This is a genomic window from Olsenella sp. AGMB03486, from assembly GCF_040884255.1.
Lineage (GTDB): Bacteria > Actinomycetota > Coriobacteriia > Coriobacteriales > Atopobiaceae > Olsenella_L > Olsenella_L kribbiana.
Genome location: NZ_JBEVTM010000001.1, coordinates 37,695 through 56,928 on the forward strand (window position 1 = coordinate 37,695; position 19,234 = coordinate 56,928).

The following is a 19,234-nucleotide window of genomic DNA, read 5'->3' on the forward strand; positions in this document are numbered from 1 at the left end:
CATGGCGCGATTCTTGATTCGACCGAGACCTCGGCCCTGAGCCTCATGGGCGAGAAATATCCGATGCCAAGCGTGAGCCTGGGGCGCCCCCCGGTCTCCGACCAGCTCTATGTGGGCTTCCGTGCTATCGACGAGGTGCCGAACGAGCTATTCGAGAAATACGACGTGAAGAGGGGCCTGCGAAATGCCGATGGCTCCGGCGTGCTCGTAGGACTCACGACGATCTCCAATGTCCATGGCTACAACATGGTGGACGGCAAGCTCGTGCCGGATGAGGGCGACCTCATATACCGCGGCTACCATATCCGCGATCTCGTCGACAACCCGCAGAAGGAGGACCGCTTCGGCTACGAGGAGATTGCCTATCTCCTGATTTCCGGCGCTCTTCCGACCCGCGACCAGCTGGCCGACTTCAAGGCCCGCATCGATTCGAGGCGCGAGTTCCCGACAGACTTCCTCGGCGTCTTCCCGCGCCGTACGAGCTCCCATTCCATCATGAATGTGATGGCCCGCTCGATCCTTCTGCTCTATGCCTTCGACCCGACGCCGGACGATACGTCGCCGACGCATGAGGTGGATGTGGCACTCTCGATGCTCGGCCGTCTTCCGCGCATCGCAGCCATCGCCCAGGCAGCAGACCGTGCCGCCAAGAACAACGAGTGTCTCGTCGTGCCAGCAGCTGAGCCTGGATTCTCGATGGCAGAGACGGTCCTCGATATCCTGCGCGGCGATGAGGGCTTCACGCACGAGGAAGCCATGATGCTCGATGTCATGCTCATGCTCCATGCTGAGCACGGCGGCGGCAATAACTCGACGTTCTCTTGCCGTGTCCTCTCCAGTTCCGGCACCGATGCCTACTCTGCCTATGCGGCAGCCATGGGCTCGCTCAAGGGGCCGAAGCACGGCGGCGCGAACTTCAAGGTCGGCCAGATGATCGACGATATCGCCGCCCACGTGGAGAAGTGGGACGACGATGATGAGCTTGCGGCCTACCTTGCCCGCATCGTCGAGGGCCAGGCCTTCGACAAGTCCGGTCTTATCTACGGCCTGGGACATGCCGTCTATACGCTTTCCGACCCGCGTGCACAGCTCGTGAAGCGCTACGCAAGGAAGCTTGCGAAGAACAAGGGCCAGGAAGAGCGGCTCGACCTGATCGAGCGTATCGAGAAGCTCGGACCTCAGGTCATGCGCGACGTGAAAGGCACGAAGAAGCCGATCTGCGCAAACATCGACCTCTATACGGGCTTCGTCTACTCGATGCTTGGCATCCCCCAGGAGATGTATACGCCGATCTTCGCTATTGCCCGCATGGCAGGCTGGGCCTCGCATCGCATGGAGGAGCTCTATGGCTCGAGCAGGATCATCCGTCCTGCCTACAACTCCTACATGCCGGAAAACGAGTATGTGCCGATCGACGAGCGTGCGAAGGTGTCACGCATTTGGGCATAAGGATTGTCTTCTCGGACCTCGACGGAACGCTTCTGACCTACGACAAGAAGCTCTCCTGTGCTACAAGACAGATGCTCGAGAATTTGACCTCGCGAGGAATAGAATTCGTGCCCTGCTCCGGCAGGGCACTTTCAGGTCTTCCCAAAGAGCTCTTGGAGCTCCCGTGCTGCCACTATGCGGTGTGCTCGAATGGTGCTGCCATCTCCGAGTCCAAGACAGATCGCAAGCTCTTTCAGAGCTATATGGGACGAGACCGTGCACTGGCGCTCTGGAAGCGTGTCAAGGGGCTCGATGTCTCTTTCGATATCTTTGCGGGCGGCAAGATATGGTCCGAGCGCAGAGCGTACGAGAGGCTCGACAGCTACGGCATCGATGAACAGACCTTGAAGTCTGTGAAAGGCTGCCGTACGCCGACGGAGAGGACCCCTGGAGAGACGCTCGCCTGGCTTTCTGGGCGAGGCGAGGACGTGGAGCGTGTGACCCTCTTCTGGAAGACGGAAGGGGGAAGAGATGCGGTCATTGCCGCTGTCGCAGCAGACCCGACGCTTGCTTGGACGAACTCCGTACCTCATGACATAGAGGTCATGGATGCTTCGGTGAACAAGGGAGCTGCCCTCATATGGCTCTGCAGCCATCTCGGCATCCCTGTCTCGTCCTCCGTCGCCTTCGGAGACGGACTCAACGATGCACCGCTTCTGGCCGCTGCAGGAGTGGGTGTGGCTATGGCAAATGCCGTGCCGGAGACGAAGGCATCAGCGGACGTCGTGGCGCCCTCGAACGACGAGGACGGCGTTGCACGTGCGATGGAGAAGCTTCTCGGATAGAGCAGCGGCAACAGGCAGGCATCCTATAGCGGAGCCAGGAAAAAACAGGGGCTGGCATGTGCCAGCCCCTGCTTCGTCGTTCTCTGAGAGCAGCTATTTCTTGTCTGCGCTCTCTGCGTTCTCGGTCTCTTCTTCCTCTTCGATATCCTCGTCGGAGAGCGGACGGAAGACGGCCGTGTCGCCGCCGATGACAGCCTCTTCGGTGATTGCTGCCATGTTCGACGTCTCGTCTGCGACGGAGTCGGAGAAGATGTCCTCGTCGTCCTCGTCGATCTTTGCCATCTTCGGGGCAGTGCCCGTCGTATCAGGAGGTGCGATGCGCTTCAGGGTCGGAGCAGCCTTCGCACGCGTGAACAGCGGCACGTACTCGTAGATGATGGACGAGGTCTCGAGGCCATACCAGCGGGCAGGCGAGCCGCAGACGTGCCTGATTGCGTACTTCATCATCATGACGTGATAGTCGCTGCCAGAGAGGGCGGTCTCAGGGGCAAGCGCCTTGTGCAGGATGCAGAAGCGGAAGTCGCCCACAGCACCCGGGTTCTTGTAGATCGAGTAGTGGTGGTCCTGCTTTGCGAGCTCATGGTTCTGGACAAGGTCGCCGACGATCTGGCGCAGGAACGCATTGACACGCTGGTTCACGCGGAAGCCGAGGCGCAGCTGGACCTTGAAGATGAAGTCGGTGCCGAAGCTGTTGACAGAGTACTCGAGCGTGTTCGGCTCGTCTGTGACCGTGACGTTCAGGAACCAGTAGGCACGGGCACGCTTCGGGCGCTTGTCGAGGATCGAGTAGAGGATGTCGCGGTCGAGCTTGTCAGGCGAGGAGTCGTTCGTCAGGAATACGAGGTTGTCTGCCGTGTAGTTGTAGGCGGGGTCGTCCCTGAGCTCTGCAAGCTGGCCGATGTAGTCCTTGACGGGAAGGTAGACGGACTGCGTGCGCTCGATGGCGGTGCCACGGCGCCAGATGAACATGACAAGGAAGATGAGCGTTGCCATGAGCACGGTGAAGTAGCCGCCATGCATGAACTTCGTCAGGCTCGAGAAGAAGAATGTGGACTCGAGGACACCGAAGAACGCGAGGAAGACGACCGCGCCGACACGTTTGTGGCACATCTGCGACAGGTACGTGTACAGCAGGATCGTTGTCATGAGCATCGTCAAGGTAATTGCCAGGCCGTAGGCTGCTTCCATGTGCGAAGAGGTCTGGAAGAGCAGCACGACGAAGATGCAGGCGATCCACATGATGTTGTTGACCAGGGGAATGTAGAGCTGGCCCTTCGTCTCGGAAGGATAGGTGATCTTCATGTGCGGCAGGAGGTTCAGCCTGATTGCCTCGGAGACGATGGAGTAGGAGCCCGTGATGAGCGCTTGGGAGGCGATGATGGCGGCAAAGGTCGAAAGGATGACGGCGAAGGGACGCCAGACCTCAGGAAGCATCTCGAAGAACGGGTTCATGTCCGTCATCGCAAGAAGCGTCGGGTCGGTCCTGTTTGCAAGGACCCAGGCACCCTGGCCAAGGTAGTTCAAGATCAGGCAGCACTTCACGAATGGCCAGGAAGCATAGATGTTCGCCTTGCCGACGTGTCCCATATCGGAGTAGAGGGCCTCGGCGCCGGTCGTGCAGAGGAAGACGTTGCCCAGGACCATCATGCCTGCAGCGTTCTTGTTCGAGAACAGGAATGTGACCGCGCGGAGCGGGTTCAGGGCGCGCAGGACGTTCAGGTCTGCACCCATGTTGAGAAGGCCCGTGAAGCCGAGGAACAGGAACCATATCGTCATGACCGGGCCGAACAGCTTGCCGATGCTCGAGGTGCCGGCACGCTGGATCACGAACAGGATGCAGAGGATGATGATCGTGATGCCGACCACGATATGCTGGTTGTCGCCTATGAGCTGGCGTCCAAGCTCGATGGTCCTGAGTCCCTCGATAGCGGTCGTGACCGTGACGGCAGGTGTCAGGATGCCATCTGCCAGAAGGGCAGCGCCGCCGATCATGGCGGGGATGATGAGCCACTTCGCGCAGCGGCGCACGAGGCTGTAGAGCGCGAAGATGCCGCCCTCGCCCTTGTTGTCCGCCTTCATTGCGATGAGGACATACTTGACAGTCGTGATCAGGGTGATCGTCCAGATGATGAGGGACAGAGCGCCGATGATCACATCGTCGTCGATCGTAGCCAGACCGCCGTTGCCGGAGATGATGGCCTTGATCGTGTACATCGGCGATGTGCCGATGTCGCCGTAGACGACGCCGAGCGTGACCAGGATCATGCCCATGGACAGAGGAATCGTGCTCGACGATCTCTTCTGCGGCGTGCGCGCGGCTGCACCAGATTTCGTACTCATGCAGATACTCCAAACTGTCGGATGCTTGAGACTCAGACAGAAATGACGAATCCTACAAATGTGATATTGTACACGTGATATACGATAGCGGCCCTGACATGCCTAGATGCGGCTGATAACAGTCTGCTAGCGGCAAAAGCGTATAAATACTTGCATTTACGGTATAGATTGGACTGCTCTATCCAAAGAAAGGAACGCTATGGCAGAAGAGGAAAAGGCGCCGGAGACGGCGCGCAAGGGCTCGAATCTGTATATCGGCTTTGCCGCACCTGAGAGGCTCGGCGTGCCCGAGCCTGCATCGAAGGTTCTGCATTATGAGGCAGGAGGGGAGTCCTTTGACTACGAAGCCGCGGCAGCGCACCTTCCGGTCTATACCAATGACGGCCGCGTGCTTGCAAAGATGTTCTCGCTCACGTTCGTGAAGCTCGAGGATGGCAAGCAGGATGAGAAGCGCCCGGTCACGTTCTGCTACAACGGCGGCCCAGGATGTGCTTCCGTGCCGGTCGACTTCGGCGGCATGGGACCCTTCCGTGTCGCGACAGACGGCGTCGAGCACCTGTCCTATCCGATTGAGGCAGAGCAGAACCCGTGGAGCCTGCTCAGGCTTTCCGACCTCGTCTTCCTTGACGCACCGGGCACCGGCTTCTCTGCGGTCGCCGAGGATGCCGACCCGAAGAAGCTCTTCGGTATCGACGGCGATGCCGATGCGTTCTGCCGTGCCATCATGGAGTGGCTCGACTCCCATGCCCGCTGGGGAAGCCCGGTCTATCTCTTCGGCGAGTCCTATGGCACTGTGCGCAACTCGGTCCTCATGCGCGTGCTCGGCGAGCACGATGTGAAGGTCGCCGGCGTCACGATGCTCTCCTCGATCTTCGACTGGGTGCAGACGCAGCCGGGCGAGGATCTCTACTATCTTGGCATGATGCCGACCTATGCGGCGACGGCCCAGTACTTCGGCAAGGCCGGACAGGATACGGATGTCGACACCTGGTTCGATCAGGCCATGGCATGGAACGAGGATGTGCTCGCACCGGCACTCCTCAAGGGCGACAGGCTCGGATCTGAGAAGGAGGCAGAGGTCGCTTCCCAGATGAGCGGCTTCATCGGCCTTCCGGCCGAGCAGATCCAGCGTGCGCACCTGAGGATCGGCCTCGACGAGTTCAGGCGCTCCATCATCGCCGACGAGGGCAAGGTCTGCGGCAGGCTCGATATGCGCTTCAGCTCGCCTGCCCCTCTTGCCTCGCAGGACAGCGCCGAGTGGTTTGCCGGCGAGGATGCAGCAGATGATGCGGTGGAGTCGAGTTGGGTCACGGCATTCAGGCGCTTCCTCTCCCAGACGCTTGGCTACCGCAATCCTGCCGTCTATCTCAACAGCAACTATGAGGGCGTCGGCACGAGCTGGAACTGGGACCACGCCGAGCCGGGCACGATGGAGACCGTCCATGCACCGAATGTCTCCTACGACATTGCCGTTGCCCTGAAGCGCAACCCGCACATGAAGGTCGCCTTCCTCGGTGGCCGCTACGATGCGGCAACGACGTACTGGAACACGGTCCACGACGTCTCCTGCCTCTATCTGCCGGAAGACCTGAAGGAGCGTGTCGAGTTCCACCGCTATGGCTGCGGACACATGGCCTATGTCGATGTGCCGACGCTCGAGGCGCTCTTCGAGGACATGCGTGCCTTCTACGCAAAGAAGTAGGCTCTGGACCAGAGCAGCAAGAGAGAGGCAGTGCCGCTGCAGTCGCAGCCGGCACTGCCTCTTTGCTGTCTATGCCGTCTTGCTAATAGCGGGCAGAGTAGGGGCTCCTGTGGGCAGGACCGGTCCCTGCAGGACCATGTCCCCTGTTCGGACGTCCATTGCCGGGGCGTCCCTGTCCGGAACCGGGCTTCCTCGGTCCATGCCCGCCGGTGCGGGCGTTTCCTGGGCGGCTGCCCGTGGAGCGGGTGCCAGAAGGACGCGGGCCCTTGCGGGCGGGGGCATGTGCCGAGGAGACGCCACGGGGACGAGGAGCACTTCTGTGCTCGGGCGCGCTGGCTTCGCCTTCAGGACGCGGCGTCCTCTTCACGAGGTAGCAGTGGTGGATCTTCGGATTCCGTGCAAAGTCCTCGGGGATGGTCTGGGCCGTGATGTCCTCGATCTCGACGCCTGCTTTGCTGAGCTTTTCCGTATCGGGCTTGAAGCTCCTGAGGTTGCAGGAGAAGACGCAGACGCCGTCATGGGTGAGGAGCCTCGAGACACCGATCAGGAGCTCTGCATGGTCCCTCTGTACGTCCCAGGAGGCATGCATGCGCGACGAGTTCGAGAAGGTCGGCACATCGCAGAAGATGAGGTCCCAGCGGTCCCTTGTGTGGCGCTCCTGCTGCACCCAGGAGAGGACATCTGTCTGGACATACTCATGGTCGGGGCCGGAGAAGCCATTGCGCTCCATGTTGCGCCTGGCCCATTCGAGCGATGGCTTCGACATGTCCACGGTCGTCGTATGGTACATGCCGCCATCTGCGGCATAGCAGGTCGCCGTTCCCGTATAGGCAAAGAGATTGAGGAAGCGCTTCGAGCCCTTCGTCTTCTTTGCAAGCTCGCGGATGAGGGCACGGGTGTCGCGGTGGTCGAGGAAGATGCCGCAGTCGAGGCGTCCCTCGAAGCTGACCTCGAAGACAAGGCCGCCCTCTTCGATAAGGTGGGCACCCTGAGGCAGGAGAGGACGTCCGTCCTTGCGCCTTCCTGCTTTCGGCTCGGGGGCTGTGCCTTCGTCTGCGTACTGAGATCCGCCCTTCGCACGGGTGCGGACCTTGAGATAGACATGGTCGGGTGCGACCTTCATGACCCGGGGTGCAATCGTGAGCACATCGAGCAGCCGCTCATGGGCAAGCTCGGGATCGATATCCTTGGGTGCCGAATATTCGGCGATCTGGAGCCAGCGCTCAGGCGTGCCTGCACCCTCGAAGAGCTCGATTGCGACAGCGTAGTCCGGCAGGTCCTGGTCATAGACCCTGTAGCTCGAGATGCCCTCGCGCTTGGCCCACTTGGCACGGAGCTTTGCGACCTTCTGGAGCCTCTTTGCGAACTGGTCGGAGGCAGAAAGGAGCACAGAGATCTTCTGGCCGGCTGCCTCTGCCAGAGGGCGCTCTGGCGCTTCTTCGATGTTCCAGCTCGAGAGCTGCTCTGTCTGGCTGCCCTGAAGGACTGTGGCGCTCTCCTCAGGGGCTGTGCCGAGCACGCTTGCAAGCGAGGGGCCGGGTGCCAAGGATGCTGCCTTCGTGCCAGAGGGGAGTGCCGCTGCCGTCTCTGCAATGAGCGAGAGCGCCTCTGCCTCTTCAGGAAGCGCCCCTTCGCGGAGCCATGAAAGGTCGACGAGGGCTGTGGGATGGGAAAGCGTCCCCACGGCTGCGGAGAGGTCTTCTGCCGAGCGGCGCATATCGAAGAAGCGGGGTTCCACCTCGCCCATGCCAGCCTGGCGAAGCATCTGGCGAAGCGACGATTCGGCACCTGTCCTCGTATCGGCGCAGATGAGGGAGAGCCTGCTATCGGCGCCTGCTGCAGCACGCTCCTGTGCCTCATCCGAGAGCTTTGTCCATGTGCCTTCAGCGTGCCCAAGCCAGCCGGTGAAGCCCCAGGAGGGACGCAGAAGGCCAGGAGCCCGGTCAAGCGCCTGGGACGCTGACTCTGTGGCTATGGTTCCTGCTCCGCTATAGACCACGAGCGCTTCCGGCTCGCCGTGGCGGACATCTGCATACCAGCGGGCCTGCTCGAGGAGTGCTGCTGCATAGTCGGGCCTGAGCGGCGGCAGGGGAGAGCGGGATGATTTCCTTGCGGCATAGCCGCGGCGGAAGAGCGGCTCTCCTGAAAGATCGATGCCGATCGAGGCGCGGGACTTGCCGAGGCGGGTGGCAATGCGGATATCGGGATTCGTGGTATCGGTGGCAGGACGGATGCCGCGCTTCTGGAGCAGGCGGTCGGAGATTGCATCCTTCGTGCGCAGAGCCACGAACTGGGTGTTCCTGAGGGCATCGTTCGTGCCGTGTGCCTCGATCTCAATCGTCGAGGTGGCAGCGATATGGTCTTCCCAGGGAAGTGCCGCTGCCCCTTCATAGAGCTCGTCGGAGGTCTTGGCATCGAAGCGGCCAAGCACAAGGACGATGCGGGAGGCAAGCGAGGACCAGAGGCAGGCCCTATAGCCATCCTCCAAGGTCCCCTCGAATGCGGTCTGGCCCTTCAGGGGGCGTACGGATGAGATGCCGAGAGAGGAGAGCTCATGAGCCAGAAGCTTCTCGAAGCCGGCAGGACAGGTTGCATAGAATTCCATCGGGTCACCTTTCGCCCGTAAAGTAAGGGGCGCTTATGCGCCTTCTGCCATTGTAGCTGGCAGGACGCAGATTCCCTGCTTCTGCATGTCTTTCCCACGAGGCGGGCTGCTGACTCCATCTGGATGGCATATCTGCTCAGATGGGGAATTGATTATCAACTTTACGGCAACTAGCGGTATAAAAGTAGCGTGGTTCAGAATGCAGTAAGTTCCGACCGTCTCTGCTCTTTTTGGTATCGAGGAGGATGTACATGGAAGCTGAAGTACAGGCTAAAGTCGATCTGTGGCGCAAGAATGTGACCGAGCCGGATCTCAAGGAGGAGCTTGAGTCCCTCATCGCTTCTGGCAACGAAGACCAGCTGAACGATGCCTTCTACCGCAATCTCGAGTTCGGCACTGCAGGCCTTCGTGGCACGCTCGGTGTCGGCACGAACCGCATGAACGTCTACGTCGTCGCACAGGCAACGCAGGGTGTCGCGGACTACCTCAACGCTCACTACGATCACCCGACGCTCGCGCTCGCCCGTGACTCCCGTCTCAAGGGCGAGGATTTCCAGAAGGTCGCTGCTGGTGTCCTTGCTGCCAACGGCATCCATGTCTATGTGTATCCGCGCATCGAGCCGGTGCCGACGCTGTCGTTCGCTGTCCGCTATCTCCACACCTCTGCCGGCATCGTCCTGACCGCTTCGCACAACCCTGCCCAGTACAATGGCTACAAGGTCTACAACGACAATGGCGGCCAGATTGCAAACGAGGCAGCAGACGAGATTTCTGCTTCCATTGCGAAGACCCCGATGTTTGGTGCTGTCAAGATGATGGACTTCGAGGAGGGCCTCAAGCAGGGCCTCATCGAGTGGACGCCTGAGGAGGTCCTCGACAACTACATCGCAGCTGTCAAGAAGGTCTCCATTCCGGGCTTCAAGGCAGATCCTTCCTATTCTGTCGTCTACACGCCGCTCAATGGCACCGGCATGGAGTGCGTGACCCGCATCCTCAAGGAGATCGGCGTCGAGAACGTGACGGTCGTGCCTGAGCAGGCACAGCCTGATGGCAACTTCCCGACCTGCAAGTATCCGAACCCGGAGTTCCGCGAGGCACTGCAGCTGGCTCTCGACCTCGCGGAGAAGGTCAAGCCGAACCTTGTTGTCGCAACCGATCCGGATGCAGACCGCATGGGCACTGCCATTCCGCACAACGGCGAGTACAAGCTCCTGACCGGCAATGAGATGGGCGTCCTTCTGATGGACTGGCTCATCAAGATGGCCGAGGAGCGTGGCGAGGATCCGAAGCGCAAGGTCGCTGTTTCCACGATCGTCTCCTCTGTCATGCCTGATGCCCTTGCCCGCGATCACGGCTTCGAGATGCGCCGTGTCCTCACTGGCTTCAAGTACATCGGCGACCAGATTGACCAGCTCAAGGACGAGGGCGAAGAGGACCGCTTCCTCATGGGCTTCGAGGAGTCCTATGGCTACCTCGTCGGCACCCATGCCCGCGACAAGGATGCTATCGTCGCCGTCGAGATGTGCGTCGAGATGGCAGCCTACTATGCAGCGCGCAACATGGACCTCTATGAGGCAATGGAAGAGCTCTACAAGAAGTATGGCTACTACCTGAACGGCACTGTCAATGCCTCCTTCCCGGGCGAGGCAGGCGCTGCACGCATGGCAGAGATCATGAGCGGCCTGCGCGAGAAGCCGCTCACCGAGGTCGCTGGCTACAAGGTTACCGGCATGACGGACTACGAGAAGTGCGCAGAGATGCCGCGTGTCTCCGGTCTCCAGAAGGAGCCGGCGCAGAAGCTTCCTGCTGCCAACGTTATCGAGTTCCGCCTCGAGGATGACAACAAGATCATCTTCCGTCCGTCCGGCACAGAGCCGAAGGTCAAGGCCTACCTGTTCGCAAAGGGCGCTACGCGCGAAGAGGCAGAGGCCGTTCGTGCAAAGCTCCAGGAGGCTGCAGAGAGCATTCTGAAGTAAGTCTCGCACGACAAGCTTCATGGCTGGAGCCGGTCCTGTACATCAGGGCCGGCTCCTTTCTTATGCCTCAGATGCAATTCGTGACATAACAAAGGAGGGAGCCGGATGGCTCCCTCCATGTACGCGGGTATCTCTGTTGCCTGCTACTGATTCGACGTAGTCGTGGTCGTCGCAGTCGTCGAAGACGTGGAGCTGTCTGTCGAGTCAGCTGCTTCGAGTACATAGAGTGTCGTCGAGGAGTCCGCAATTGTGCCGGCATCCCAGCTGTGGGCGGAGGCAGAGGTCGAGGTCGGGTCATAGAGCGTGACCGAGGTATCGCGGTTGTAGGAGACGAGGAGCGCCCAGTGGGATTCGTCGCCGACGGTACCCGCCTGGAGCTCCACGAGGATAGGCGTGCTGGCCGTAAGGTTCTCGGCGATATCGTTCTCGGTCGCATCGATCTTCGTGACCTTGAGGCCAAGCGAGGAGGCAGCGGACGTGAAGAAGTCTGCGGAGGTGCCGGAAGCGCCTGTCGCATAGCCGCCATTGATTGCAAGCTGTGCCATATCGGCAGGGGACTTGTCGTTCTTGCCCGTGAGTCCCATGTATGCCATTGCCAGGCTCGTAGGGCCAGAGCCGGTAAGGCCAAGAGGAAGCGAACCATAGTCCATGAAGGCCCAGTTCGTATCCCAGTCATAGAGCTCTGGATAGGTGCCCTTCACGACCGTGCCGGTATAGGCGCTCGTCTCCTTCGGGGCGGTCGGCAGCTGCTGGACGAAGTCGATGGCCGTGGGTTCGCGCAGCGCAAGCTCGATGATGCGGTCATCGGAGTAGGCGGTCGCGTTTGCCGCGATATCCTTCAGCTTGTCTGCATTGTCGAGGGCGCTCGAAAGCTCCTGCGAAATCTTGTCGTCTGCCCCGTAGGCGACGCGGGAGTCGACGGGATTCGTCTCGGCTGTCTCCTGCTCCTCCTTCTGGGCATTGCGTGTCGCGACGCAGCTCGAGACGCAGGAGCTGATGCCGAAGATTGCAAGGAGCGCGACGCAGGCAACGACAATCAGGAGCGCAAGCGAGCGTGGGCTCCTCTTTCCCCGCATGCGCAGACGCCTGACCTGCTGGCCAGACCGCCCGCTATAATTCGGGTGATGCAGCGTATAGCCGGTATCATGGCTGCCGACCCCGTTGAGGCTTCTGCTCTGTACGCGCTGTGAGCCGCTGCGGCCTGAGGGACGGCCTTGGCGTCTCGATCCCTGCGTGCGACGATCTCTGTCTCGTGTAGAGGACATGCTTCGATCCTTTATGCCAATATCCGTATCCGGCCCGAGTCTCCATGAGCCGGTACCTGTTCGTACAATTTCTTATGATAGGCTACCTTGCATGCATATGCAGCAGCGCTTTTGTGAGCGTCTATTCGTAGAGCCGTATCTACCGTTCAGAACATTGAGGATATTGCGGTACTTGCGGCGCATTAGACTAGTATGATGATTACGAAAGTTGTTATCGACGCTGCATAACTCGTAAGCAAAATGCAGAATACATGCCAGCGTGGGAGGCATCATGGTGAAAAGACGCAGCAACAGACAGGATGCTGTGCGCGAGATAGTTCGCAGCAAGTCCATCGGCACGCAGCGTGCTCTCGTGCAGGAGCTCCAGAATGCCGGCTTCACCTGCACCCAGGCCACCGTTTCAAGAGATATCGCAGATATGGGGCTCAGGAAGCTTCCTGAAGGCATCTATGTCCTCGCAGAGGACCTGCACCTGCAGCGCATGGTCTCAGAGTTCGTGACCGAGATCGAGCGTGCCCACAACCTTGTCGTCGTGAAGTCGCAGCCGGGGACGGCTCCAGGTGTGGCTGCCGCTATCGACGCGGCGCAGCTGCCTGAGGCCATTGGCTCGGTCGCCGGCAACGATACGGTGCTCGTGATATCTGCGACAGATGAAGATGCACAGAGCTTCGTAGATATCCTGAACAAGCTTCGCTCGCCCCACAAATAGAGAAGAGTGCAGAGATATATGGGAAGAGCGGGATGGCTTCTGCCACCCCGCTCTTCTTCTCAAAAGAGGCAGAGATAGGAGAAAGGCCCGCTTGCGCGGGCCTTTCTGGTCTAGCCATTCGTTGATGTGGATCCGTTCGTGCTCTCGCCTGTGGTGCCGGTGTTCGACGTGCCGGACTCCGTGCCCGTTCCGCCATTGCCGCCATTGCCACCCGTGCCAGAGCCGCCGGTACCGGAGCTTGCGGAGCTGTTCGTCTCGGTGGACGAGGTCTCCGTCGAGGAAGTCTCGGTCTTCGTCGTAGCCGTCGTGTTCGTCGATGTGGAGCTCGAAGAGTTGTTTGAGGACGTGCTGGAGCTGCTCGAAGCAGAGGAGCTCGAGCCGCTGTTGTAGCCCGAAGAGGTGCCGACGAAGGCCCAGCTCGAATTCGCCTTGTAGGTAGGTGCTGCAGCCTCCGGGAATTCTTCGCGCGACACGCCTGCAAGCGCGGTGTTCAGGAAGTTCACGAAGATCGGGCAGGAGGTCGTGCCTGGGATACCGGCAGAGCCGTGGACCGTGACGCCCTGGCCGTTATCGTTGCGGTAGCCGGTCCAGACAGCGACGGAGAGCTGCGGCGTGAAGCCGACCATCCAGAGGTCGCGGTTGTTCTCGGAGGTACCGGTCTTGCCAGCAACCGGCTGGTTGATCGTGATCTTGGAGAGCGAGCTTGCAGCGGTGCCGCTCTTCACGACGCCCTCGAGGACCTGCGTTGCGGCGTAGGTCACGCTCGTGTCGACGACCTGCTCTCCAGAGTCCTCATGCTCGTAGACGGTATTGCCGTTCCTGTCCTCGATCTTCGTGATTGCGACAGGATCGCGGTGGATGCCGCCGGAAGCGATCGTGGCGTAGGCCTCTGCCATCTGCAGAGGAGGCACGCCCGAAGATCCGAGGGTGATCGAAGGAACAGCGGACAGGTCGGCATCGATGCCCATCTTCTTGGCCGTCGAGACGATGTTGTCAGCGCCGACGACGAGGGCGACCTGCGCATAGCCGGTGTTGGAGGAAAGCTCCGTAGCGCGGGCAAGCGTGATGATGCCGTAATTGTTGTTGTAGTAGTTCTCGACACGCCAGGTCGACGTGACCTGAAGCGGGCTCGAGCAGTTGAGGATGACGGTCGGGCTCATGCCCTGCTCGAGGGCTGTGATGAGCGTGAACGTCTTGAACGAGGAGCCTGGCTGCCTGAGGCCGTAGGCGGCGACATTGTACTGGTCCTCGTCGTAGTCGCTGCCGCCGACCATGGCCTTGATGTAGCCGGTCGAAGGATCGATTGCGACCATGGCGGAATCGAGGCTGGAGTCGCCGATGGAGTTGAGCTGGTTCGCGACAGCCGTCTGGGCCGCTTCCTGCATCGCGGAGTCGAGCGTCGTATAGACCTTGAGGCCGCCCTTGAAGATCGTGTCGGTATCAAAGTCCTCGGACAGGATGGACTTGATGTAGTCCGTCCAGTATGGATAGGTGCCGCCCTCATCAAGCACGCTTGTGCCCTCGTTGAGCGTCAGCGGCTCTGCCACCGCCTCGTCATGCTCTTCCTGCGTGATGTCGCCTGCAGAGAGCATGCGGTCGAGAACGGTGTTCCTGCGCTCTGTCGCTGCTTCGGGGTTCGTGAACGGATCGTAGGCGGAAGGCGACTGCGGGAGGCCGGAGAGCGTCGCTGCTTCGGCAAGCGTCAGGTCGGAAGCATTCTTGTTGAAGTACGTGATCGAGGCAGCCTGGATGCCGTATGCGCCATGCCCGTAGTTGATGGTGTTGAGGTACATCATGAGGATCTGGTCCTTCGTGTACATCTTCTCCATCTGGATGGCGATATAGGCCTCGCGGACCTTGCGCTTGATCGTGTAGTCGAACTGCTCGTCGGAGAGCACCGTGTTGCGCACGAGCTGCTGCGTGATCGTGGAAGCGCCCTCGGAGCCGCCGCCGAGCTGCACGACGATGGCGCGGACAATGCCCTGCGGGTCGACGCCGTTATGCTGGTAGAAGCGGACGTCCTCCGTGTCGACCGTGCCCTTGAGGACATACGGGGACACCTGGTCGATCGTGATGGAGCGGCGGTTCTGCACATAGTACTCTGCTATCACGTTGCCATCCGAGTCATAGACCTCCGTCGGCTCTGCTGCCAGGTAGGCGTCTGCCGACGTATAGTCCGGCAGGTCCTGGAGCCACGAGTCCACAAGAGAGTTCACCGACATGGTGAGCGCGATTGCAAGCATCGCTATGAAGCCGAAGATGCCGACGATCGTGAACGCGACGGCATGGGTCTTGGCATGCTTGTGAGCGCGTCTGGTGCGAATGCCCATGAATTTCCCCTTTCATAGATACGGACATTATAGAGTCAGGGGAGCCACTCCCGCCAGAATGAAAAGACTTGGCAAGCCGCTCCATGCAATCAATGCTTTTCTGGAAGATGAGGATTTATAGCGCAAGCAGCTGAAAGGCTGCTCGAAGATGTTCTGTTCGCTCGTGTGGAAGCGGGGGGTTGCGGTGCCGCTCGCTATCTATCTGCGTTACACTAGCTATTTGACTGAAATGCGGCGATGCGGCCTTTCGGCTCGCGCCTCGAGAAGGAGAACATATGCTGCCTGTAGACGAACAGCTCAAGGTCATCACGTCCGGCACGATGCAGATCGTGCCGATGGACGAGCTCAAGAAGAAGCTCGAGCGTGGTGTGCCCCTGAACATCAAGCTCGGCGTCGACCCGACGAGCCCGGACCTGCACCTCGGACATGCGGTGCCGCTGCGCAAGATGCGCCAGTTCCAGGACCTCGGACACCACGTGACCCTCATCATCGGCAATGGCACGGCCCTCATCGGCGACCCCTCCGGCCGCGACTCCACCCGTCCTCCTCTCACGGAGGAGCAGGTCGAGGCCAATGCCCAGACCTACGTCGAGCAGGCCATGAAGATTCTGGACCCCGACAAGACGGAGATCGTGCACAACGGCGACTGGATCAAGCCGATGAACCTCGGCACGATGCTTGGCCTCATGAGCAAGTTCAATGTCGCCCGCATCCTTGAGCGCGAGGACTTCCACAACCGCTACACGAATGGCCAGTCCATCGCCCTGCATGAGTTCATCTACCCGGTCCTTCAGGCCTACGATTCCGTGATGGTGAAGGCGGACCTCGAGATGGGCGGAAACGACCAGATCTTCAACCTGCTCGCCGGCCGTGACCTCATGCGCGACATGGGCATGGAGCCGCAGGTCGCCCTCACGATGCCGCTTCTCGTGGGTCTTGACGGCACGAAGAAGATGTCGAAGTCCTATGGCAACTACGTGGGCCTCACGGACGAGGCAGACGATATGTACGGCAAGCTCATGTCCATCAAGGACGAGCTTGTGCCGATGTACTTCCGTCTCTGCTCCACGCTGCCGGTCTCCGAGGTCGACAAGATCGACGAGGCCTTCAAGGACGGCACGGCAGACCCGTACCAGATGAAGCGTGCACTCGCCAGAAACATCTGCGACCTCTATCACGGCGAGGGCGCAGGCAAGGCGGCAGAGGCCGCCTTCGATGCCCAGTTCAAGAGAAATGAGGTGCCTGAAGACATCCCGGAGTTCCCGCTTTCCCTGGCTTCCGTGAACGACGAGGGCAAGGTCTATCTTGCAAAGCTCCTCGTCGATGTGAACATCGCGAAGTCCACGGGCGAGGCACGTCGCCTCATCGACGGCGGCTCCGTCAAGATCGATGGCAAGCCCGTCGCTCCCAAGAGCTACAACGTCGATCCTGCACTCTTCTCTCAGCCCTGCGTCCTGCAGTCTGGCAAGAAGCGCTGGGCGAGGCTTGCGTAGGCACATGCAGAACAGGAACAACAAGCGCTCCCTCGAGCTTCTGGCTCCCGCAGGCGGCCCCGAGCCGTTTGCGGCAGCCCTGGCTGCGGGTGCCGATGCCATCTACTGCGGCTTCGGAAATGACTTCAATGCCCGCCGCAATGCGACGAACTTCGACGACGAGAGCTTTGCCGCTGCCTGCAAGGCAGCGCATCTTGCCGGCGTCCGCGTCTATGTGACCGTGAACATCGTGATCCGCACAGCTGAGATGCCGAAGGTGCTCTCCGTGATCAGGCGTGCCTGGTGCCTTGGCGCCGATGCCTTCATCATCCAGGACTGGGGCCTCATGGCAGAGGTCAGGCGCATCTGGCCTGAGATCGAGGTCCATGTCTCGACGCAGGCAAACATCCATGATGCGCGTGCGGTCGCCTGGATCCGCGAACTGGGCATTGCCCGCGTCACGATCTCGCGCGAGCTCTCCTTGCCTGAGCTTTCCCGCATCGCAGACGAAGGCGTCGAGATCGAGGCCTTCGGCCATGGCGCGCTCTGCTTCTGCTACTCGGGCGTCTGCATGCTCTCGAGCCTCTCAGGCGGCAGGTCTGCCAACCGCGGCATGTGCGCACAGCCGTGCCGCCTGCCCTATGACCTCGTCGACGAGGATGGCACGGTCTCGCAGATGAAGGGTGCCGACCGCGCGCTCTGCCCGAAGGACTACTGCACGATCTCCGACCTGTCCTCCCTCATGGAGGCAGGAGTCGGATCGCTCAAGGTCGAGGGCCGCATGAAGGCTCCCGACTATGTCTATTCCGTCATCTCTTCCTATAGGGCCGAGCTCGACGATGTGTATGCCGGCGTGAAGCCTTCGGCCGAGACCGAGCATGCCCGCATGCGGAGGCTCCTGCGCTCCTTCAACAGGGGCTTTACCGATGCCTATCTTCGGGGCGAGTCCGGCAACGAGATGATGAGCTACGAGCGGTCGAACAACCGTGGCGAGCTTGTCGGCGAGGTTGTCTCGTCGAGGCGCCTTGAGGATACGCTCGTGCGCCGTGGGGGCGGGAATGGCGGCAGGCGCCGCAACCGCCACGTCACCCAGGCGGAGACCGAGATCGCCCTGGCCGAACCGGTCTTCGAGGGAGACCTCCTCGAGATCCGTCCGCTCACGGATCCCTCGCAGTTCCTGACAGCGACGGCCGAGCATGACGCGGAAGCGCAGGAGCGCATCACGGTCAGGACGACCCGCCCCATGGAGACGGGCTCTGCCGTGCGTGTCATCCGCTCGAAGCAGGCCATGGAAGAGGCCCAGCGGGCAGCGCACCTCGAATGCGCACGCAAGCGTCCGGTGAGCGTCTCTGCGAAGGCCAGGATCGGCGAGCCCTTCACGGTCACGATCGAGACCGAAGATGGCATCTCTGCCACCGCTGAAGGCTTCACGGTCGAGCCGGCACGCACGAAGGCAGTCACGGAAGAGGACCTGAAGTCGCATGTCCTGCGCATGGGGCAGACGCCTTTCGAGCCCACCTCCTGGACCTGCGAGATCGATGACGACTGCGGCATGGGCTTCTCTGCCGTGCATGCGGTACGGCAGGACGCCTGCCATCTCCTTGAAGAGAAGATCCTTGCTCCCTACATCGAGCGTGAAGAGAAGACAGCTCCTGTTCCTCCTGCGTGGAGGATCAAGGACACGCTCCGCGAGGTCAGGAAGTCCGCCGGAATCCAGGACCCGCTTTCCTGGAAGGCGCCAGAGCCTGAAATATCGGCGCTTGTGACGACGCCTGAGGCAGCGGAGGCTGCACTTTCTGCTGGCGCCGACATCGTCTATGCAGCGCCTGATGCGCTCTCCCAGGGCACCTGGCCTGAGAGCACGGTGCCGCTCCTCGATGAGGTGTGCCGCGAGATCGACCATGAGAGGCTCGATCCCTTTGTCGTGCCGGGCAGGCGTGTCGCCTGCGGCAACATGAGCGAGCTCGTGCTGGCACATGAGCGCGGGGCTCTTCCTGAGATCTGCCAGCTCATACCGGTCCACAACGAGTCGGCGCTTGTCGCGCTCGAAGAGGCAGGGGCAGAAGGCGTCTGGCTCTCGCCCGAGCTCACGCTCGAAGAGGTTGTGGCGCTTGCGGAGACGGCCTCGGTCCCTCTGGGTCTTTCCGTCTATGGCAGGACGAGGGCGATGACAAGCGAGCACTGCATCCTCCAGGCAGCGGGGAAGTGCATCCATAACTGCGCGAAGTGCCAGCTCCGCCAGCGCCGCTTCTCGCTGCGCGATATCGACGGAGCGCTTCTGCCGGTGCGTACGGACCTCGAGGGCAGAAGCCATCTCTATGCGTCGCATCCGCTCGACGCAACGCCGCAGATTCCCGATCTCATGGCAGCAGGCGTCACCCGCTTCATGGCAGATGGGACGCTTCTGACCCCGCAGGAAGTGTCGTTTGCGGTCGAGCGCGTGAAGCGTGCCGTGGCGGCAGGACGCGAGGGCAGGAAGGCAGCTCCGCGCATCCAGGGTGCGACGTCTGGCCATCTCTTCGTCGGAATCGGCTGATATACCCTCGGAAGGGTAGCATTTTG

At 60.9% G+C, this 19,234-nt stretch carries 11 protein-coding genes; 7 read left to right on the forward strand and 4 right to left on the reverse strand.

What is annotated here, in order from left to right:
* Positions 1–45: 45 nt before the first annotated feature.
* The gene (locus ABVS03_RS00175) at positions 46–1,449 is read left to right on the forward strand and encodes a citrate synthase (RefSeq protein WP_368017652.1); all 1,404 of its coding nucleotides are present in this window, start codon (positions 46–48) and stop codon (positions 1,447–1,449) included.
* The gene (locus tag ABVS03_RS00180; protein ID WP_368017524.1) at positions 1,440–2,273 is read left to right on the forward strand and encodes an HAD family hydrolase; all 834 of its coding nucleotides are present in this window, start codon (positions 1,440–1,442) and stop codon (positions 2,271–2,273) included. The genes ABVS03_RS00175 and ABVS03_RS00180 overlap by 10 nt, the downstream gene beginning before the upstream one ends.
* A 93-nt stretch (positions 2,274–2,366) precedes the next feature.
* Here the strand turns inward: ABVS03_RS00180 and ABVS03_RS00185 are convergent, their stop codons facing one another.
* Positions 2,367–4,613 carry a KUP/HAK/KT family potassium transporter gene (locus tag ABVS03_RS00185; protein ID WP_368017525.1) on the reverse strand — a complete coding sequence of 749 codons (2,247 nt, stop codon included), beginning with the start codon at positions 4,611–4,613 and terminating at the stop codon, positions 2,367–2,369.
* A gap of 199 nt (positions 4,614–4,812) precedes the next feature.
* On the opposite strand from ABVS03_RS00185, the gene ABVS03_RS00190 reads away from it, so the two are divergent.
* The gene (locus ABVS03_RS00190; RefSeq protein ID WP_368017526.1) at positions 4,813–6,315 is read left to right on the forward strand and encodes a S10 family peptidase; all 1,503 of its coding nucleotides are present in this window, start codon (positions 4,813–4,815) and stop codon (positions 6,313–6,315) included.
* Between the two features lie 82 nt (positions 6,316–6,397).
* Here ABVS03_RS00190 and rlmKL read toward each other — a convergent pair whose 3' ends face one another.
* Entirely contained in the window at positions 6,398–8,920 is a 2,523-nt protein-coding gene (rlmKL, locus tag ABVS03_RS00195; protein ID WP_368017527.1) for a bifunctional 23S rRNA (guanine(2069)-N(7))-methyltransferase RlmK/23S rRNA (guanine(2445)-N(2))-methyltransferase RlmL, read from the reverse strand.
* Between the two features lie 251 nt (positions 8,921–9,171).
* Here rlmKL and ABVS03_RS00200 point away from each other — a divergent pair, with 251 nt between their 5' ends.
* Positions 9,172–10,896 carry a phospho-sugar mutase gene (locus ABVS03_RS00200; protein ID WP_368017528.1) on the forward strand — a complete coding sequence of 575 codons (1,725 nt, stop codon included), beginning with the start codon at positions 9,172–9,174 and terminating at the stop codon, positions 10,894–10,896.
* A gap of 143 nt (positions 10,897–11,039) precedes the next feature.
* Here the strand turns inward: ABVS03_RS00200 and ABVS03_RS00205 are convergent, their stop codons facing one another.
* Positions 11,040–11,972 carry a hypothetical protein gene (locus ABVS03_RS00205; RefSeq protein ID WP_368017529.1) on the reverse strand — a complete coding sequence of 311 codons (933 nt, stop codon included), beginning with the start codon at positions 11,970–11,972 and terminating at the stop codon, positions 11,040–11,042.
* Positions 11,973–12,432: 460 nt separating this feature from the next.
* On the opposite strand from ABVS03_RS00205, the gene ABVS03_RS00210 reads away from it, so the two are divergent.
* Complete coding sequence (locus tag ABVS03_RS00210; protein WP_368017530.1) at positions 12,433–12,870, forward strand: arginine repressor; 438 nt, start codon at positions 12,433–12,435, stop codon at positions 12,868–12,870.
* A gap of 110 nt (positions 12,871–12,980) precedes the next feature.
* On the opposite strand, the gene ABVS03_RS00215 is transcribed toward ABVS03_RS00210, so the two are convergent.
* Positions 12,981–15,200, reverse strand: a complete 2,220-nt coding sequence (locus ABVS03_RS00215) for a transglycosylase domain-containing protein (RefSeq protein ID WP_368017531.1) — start codon at positions 15,198–15,200, stop codon at positions 12,981–12,983.
* Between the two features lie 275 nt (positions 15,201–15,475).
* Between ABVS03_RS00215 and tyrS the strand changes: the two genes are divergently transcribed.
* Both tyrS and ABVS03_RS00225 read left to right on the forward strand, forming a co-directional pair.
* Positions 15,476–16,693, forward strand: a complete 1,218-nt coding sequence (gene tyrS / locus ABVS03_RS00220; RefSeq protein WP_368017532.1) for a tyrosine--tRNA ligase — start codon at positions 15,476–15,478, stop codon at positions 16,691–16,693.
* Positions 16,694–16,697: 4 nt separating this feature from the next.
* A complete protein-coding gene (locus tag ABVS03_RS00225; RefSeq protein ID WP_368017533.1) occupies positions 16,698–19,208 on the forward strand; it encodes a DUF3656 domain-containing protein in 2,511 nt (836 codons plus the stop codon).
* The last annotated feature ends 26 nt before the right edge of the window (positions 19,209–19,234 follow it).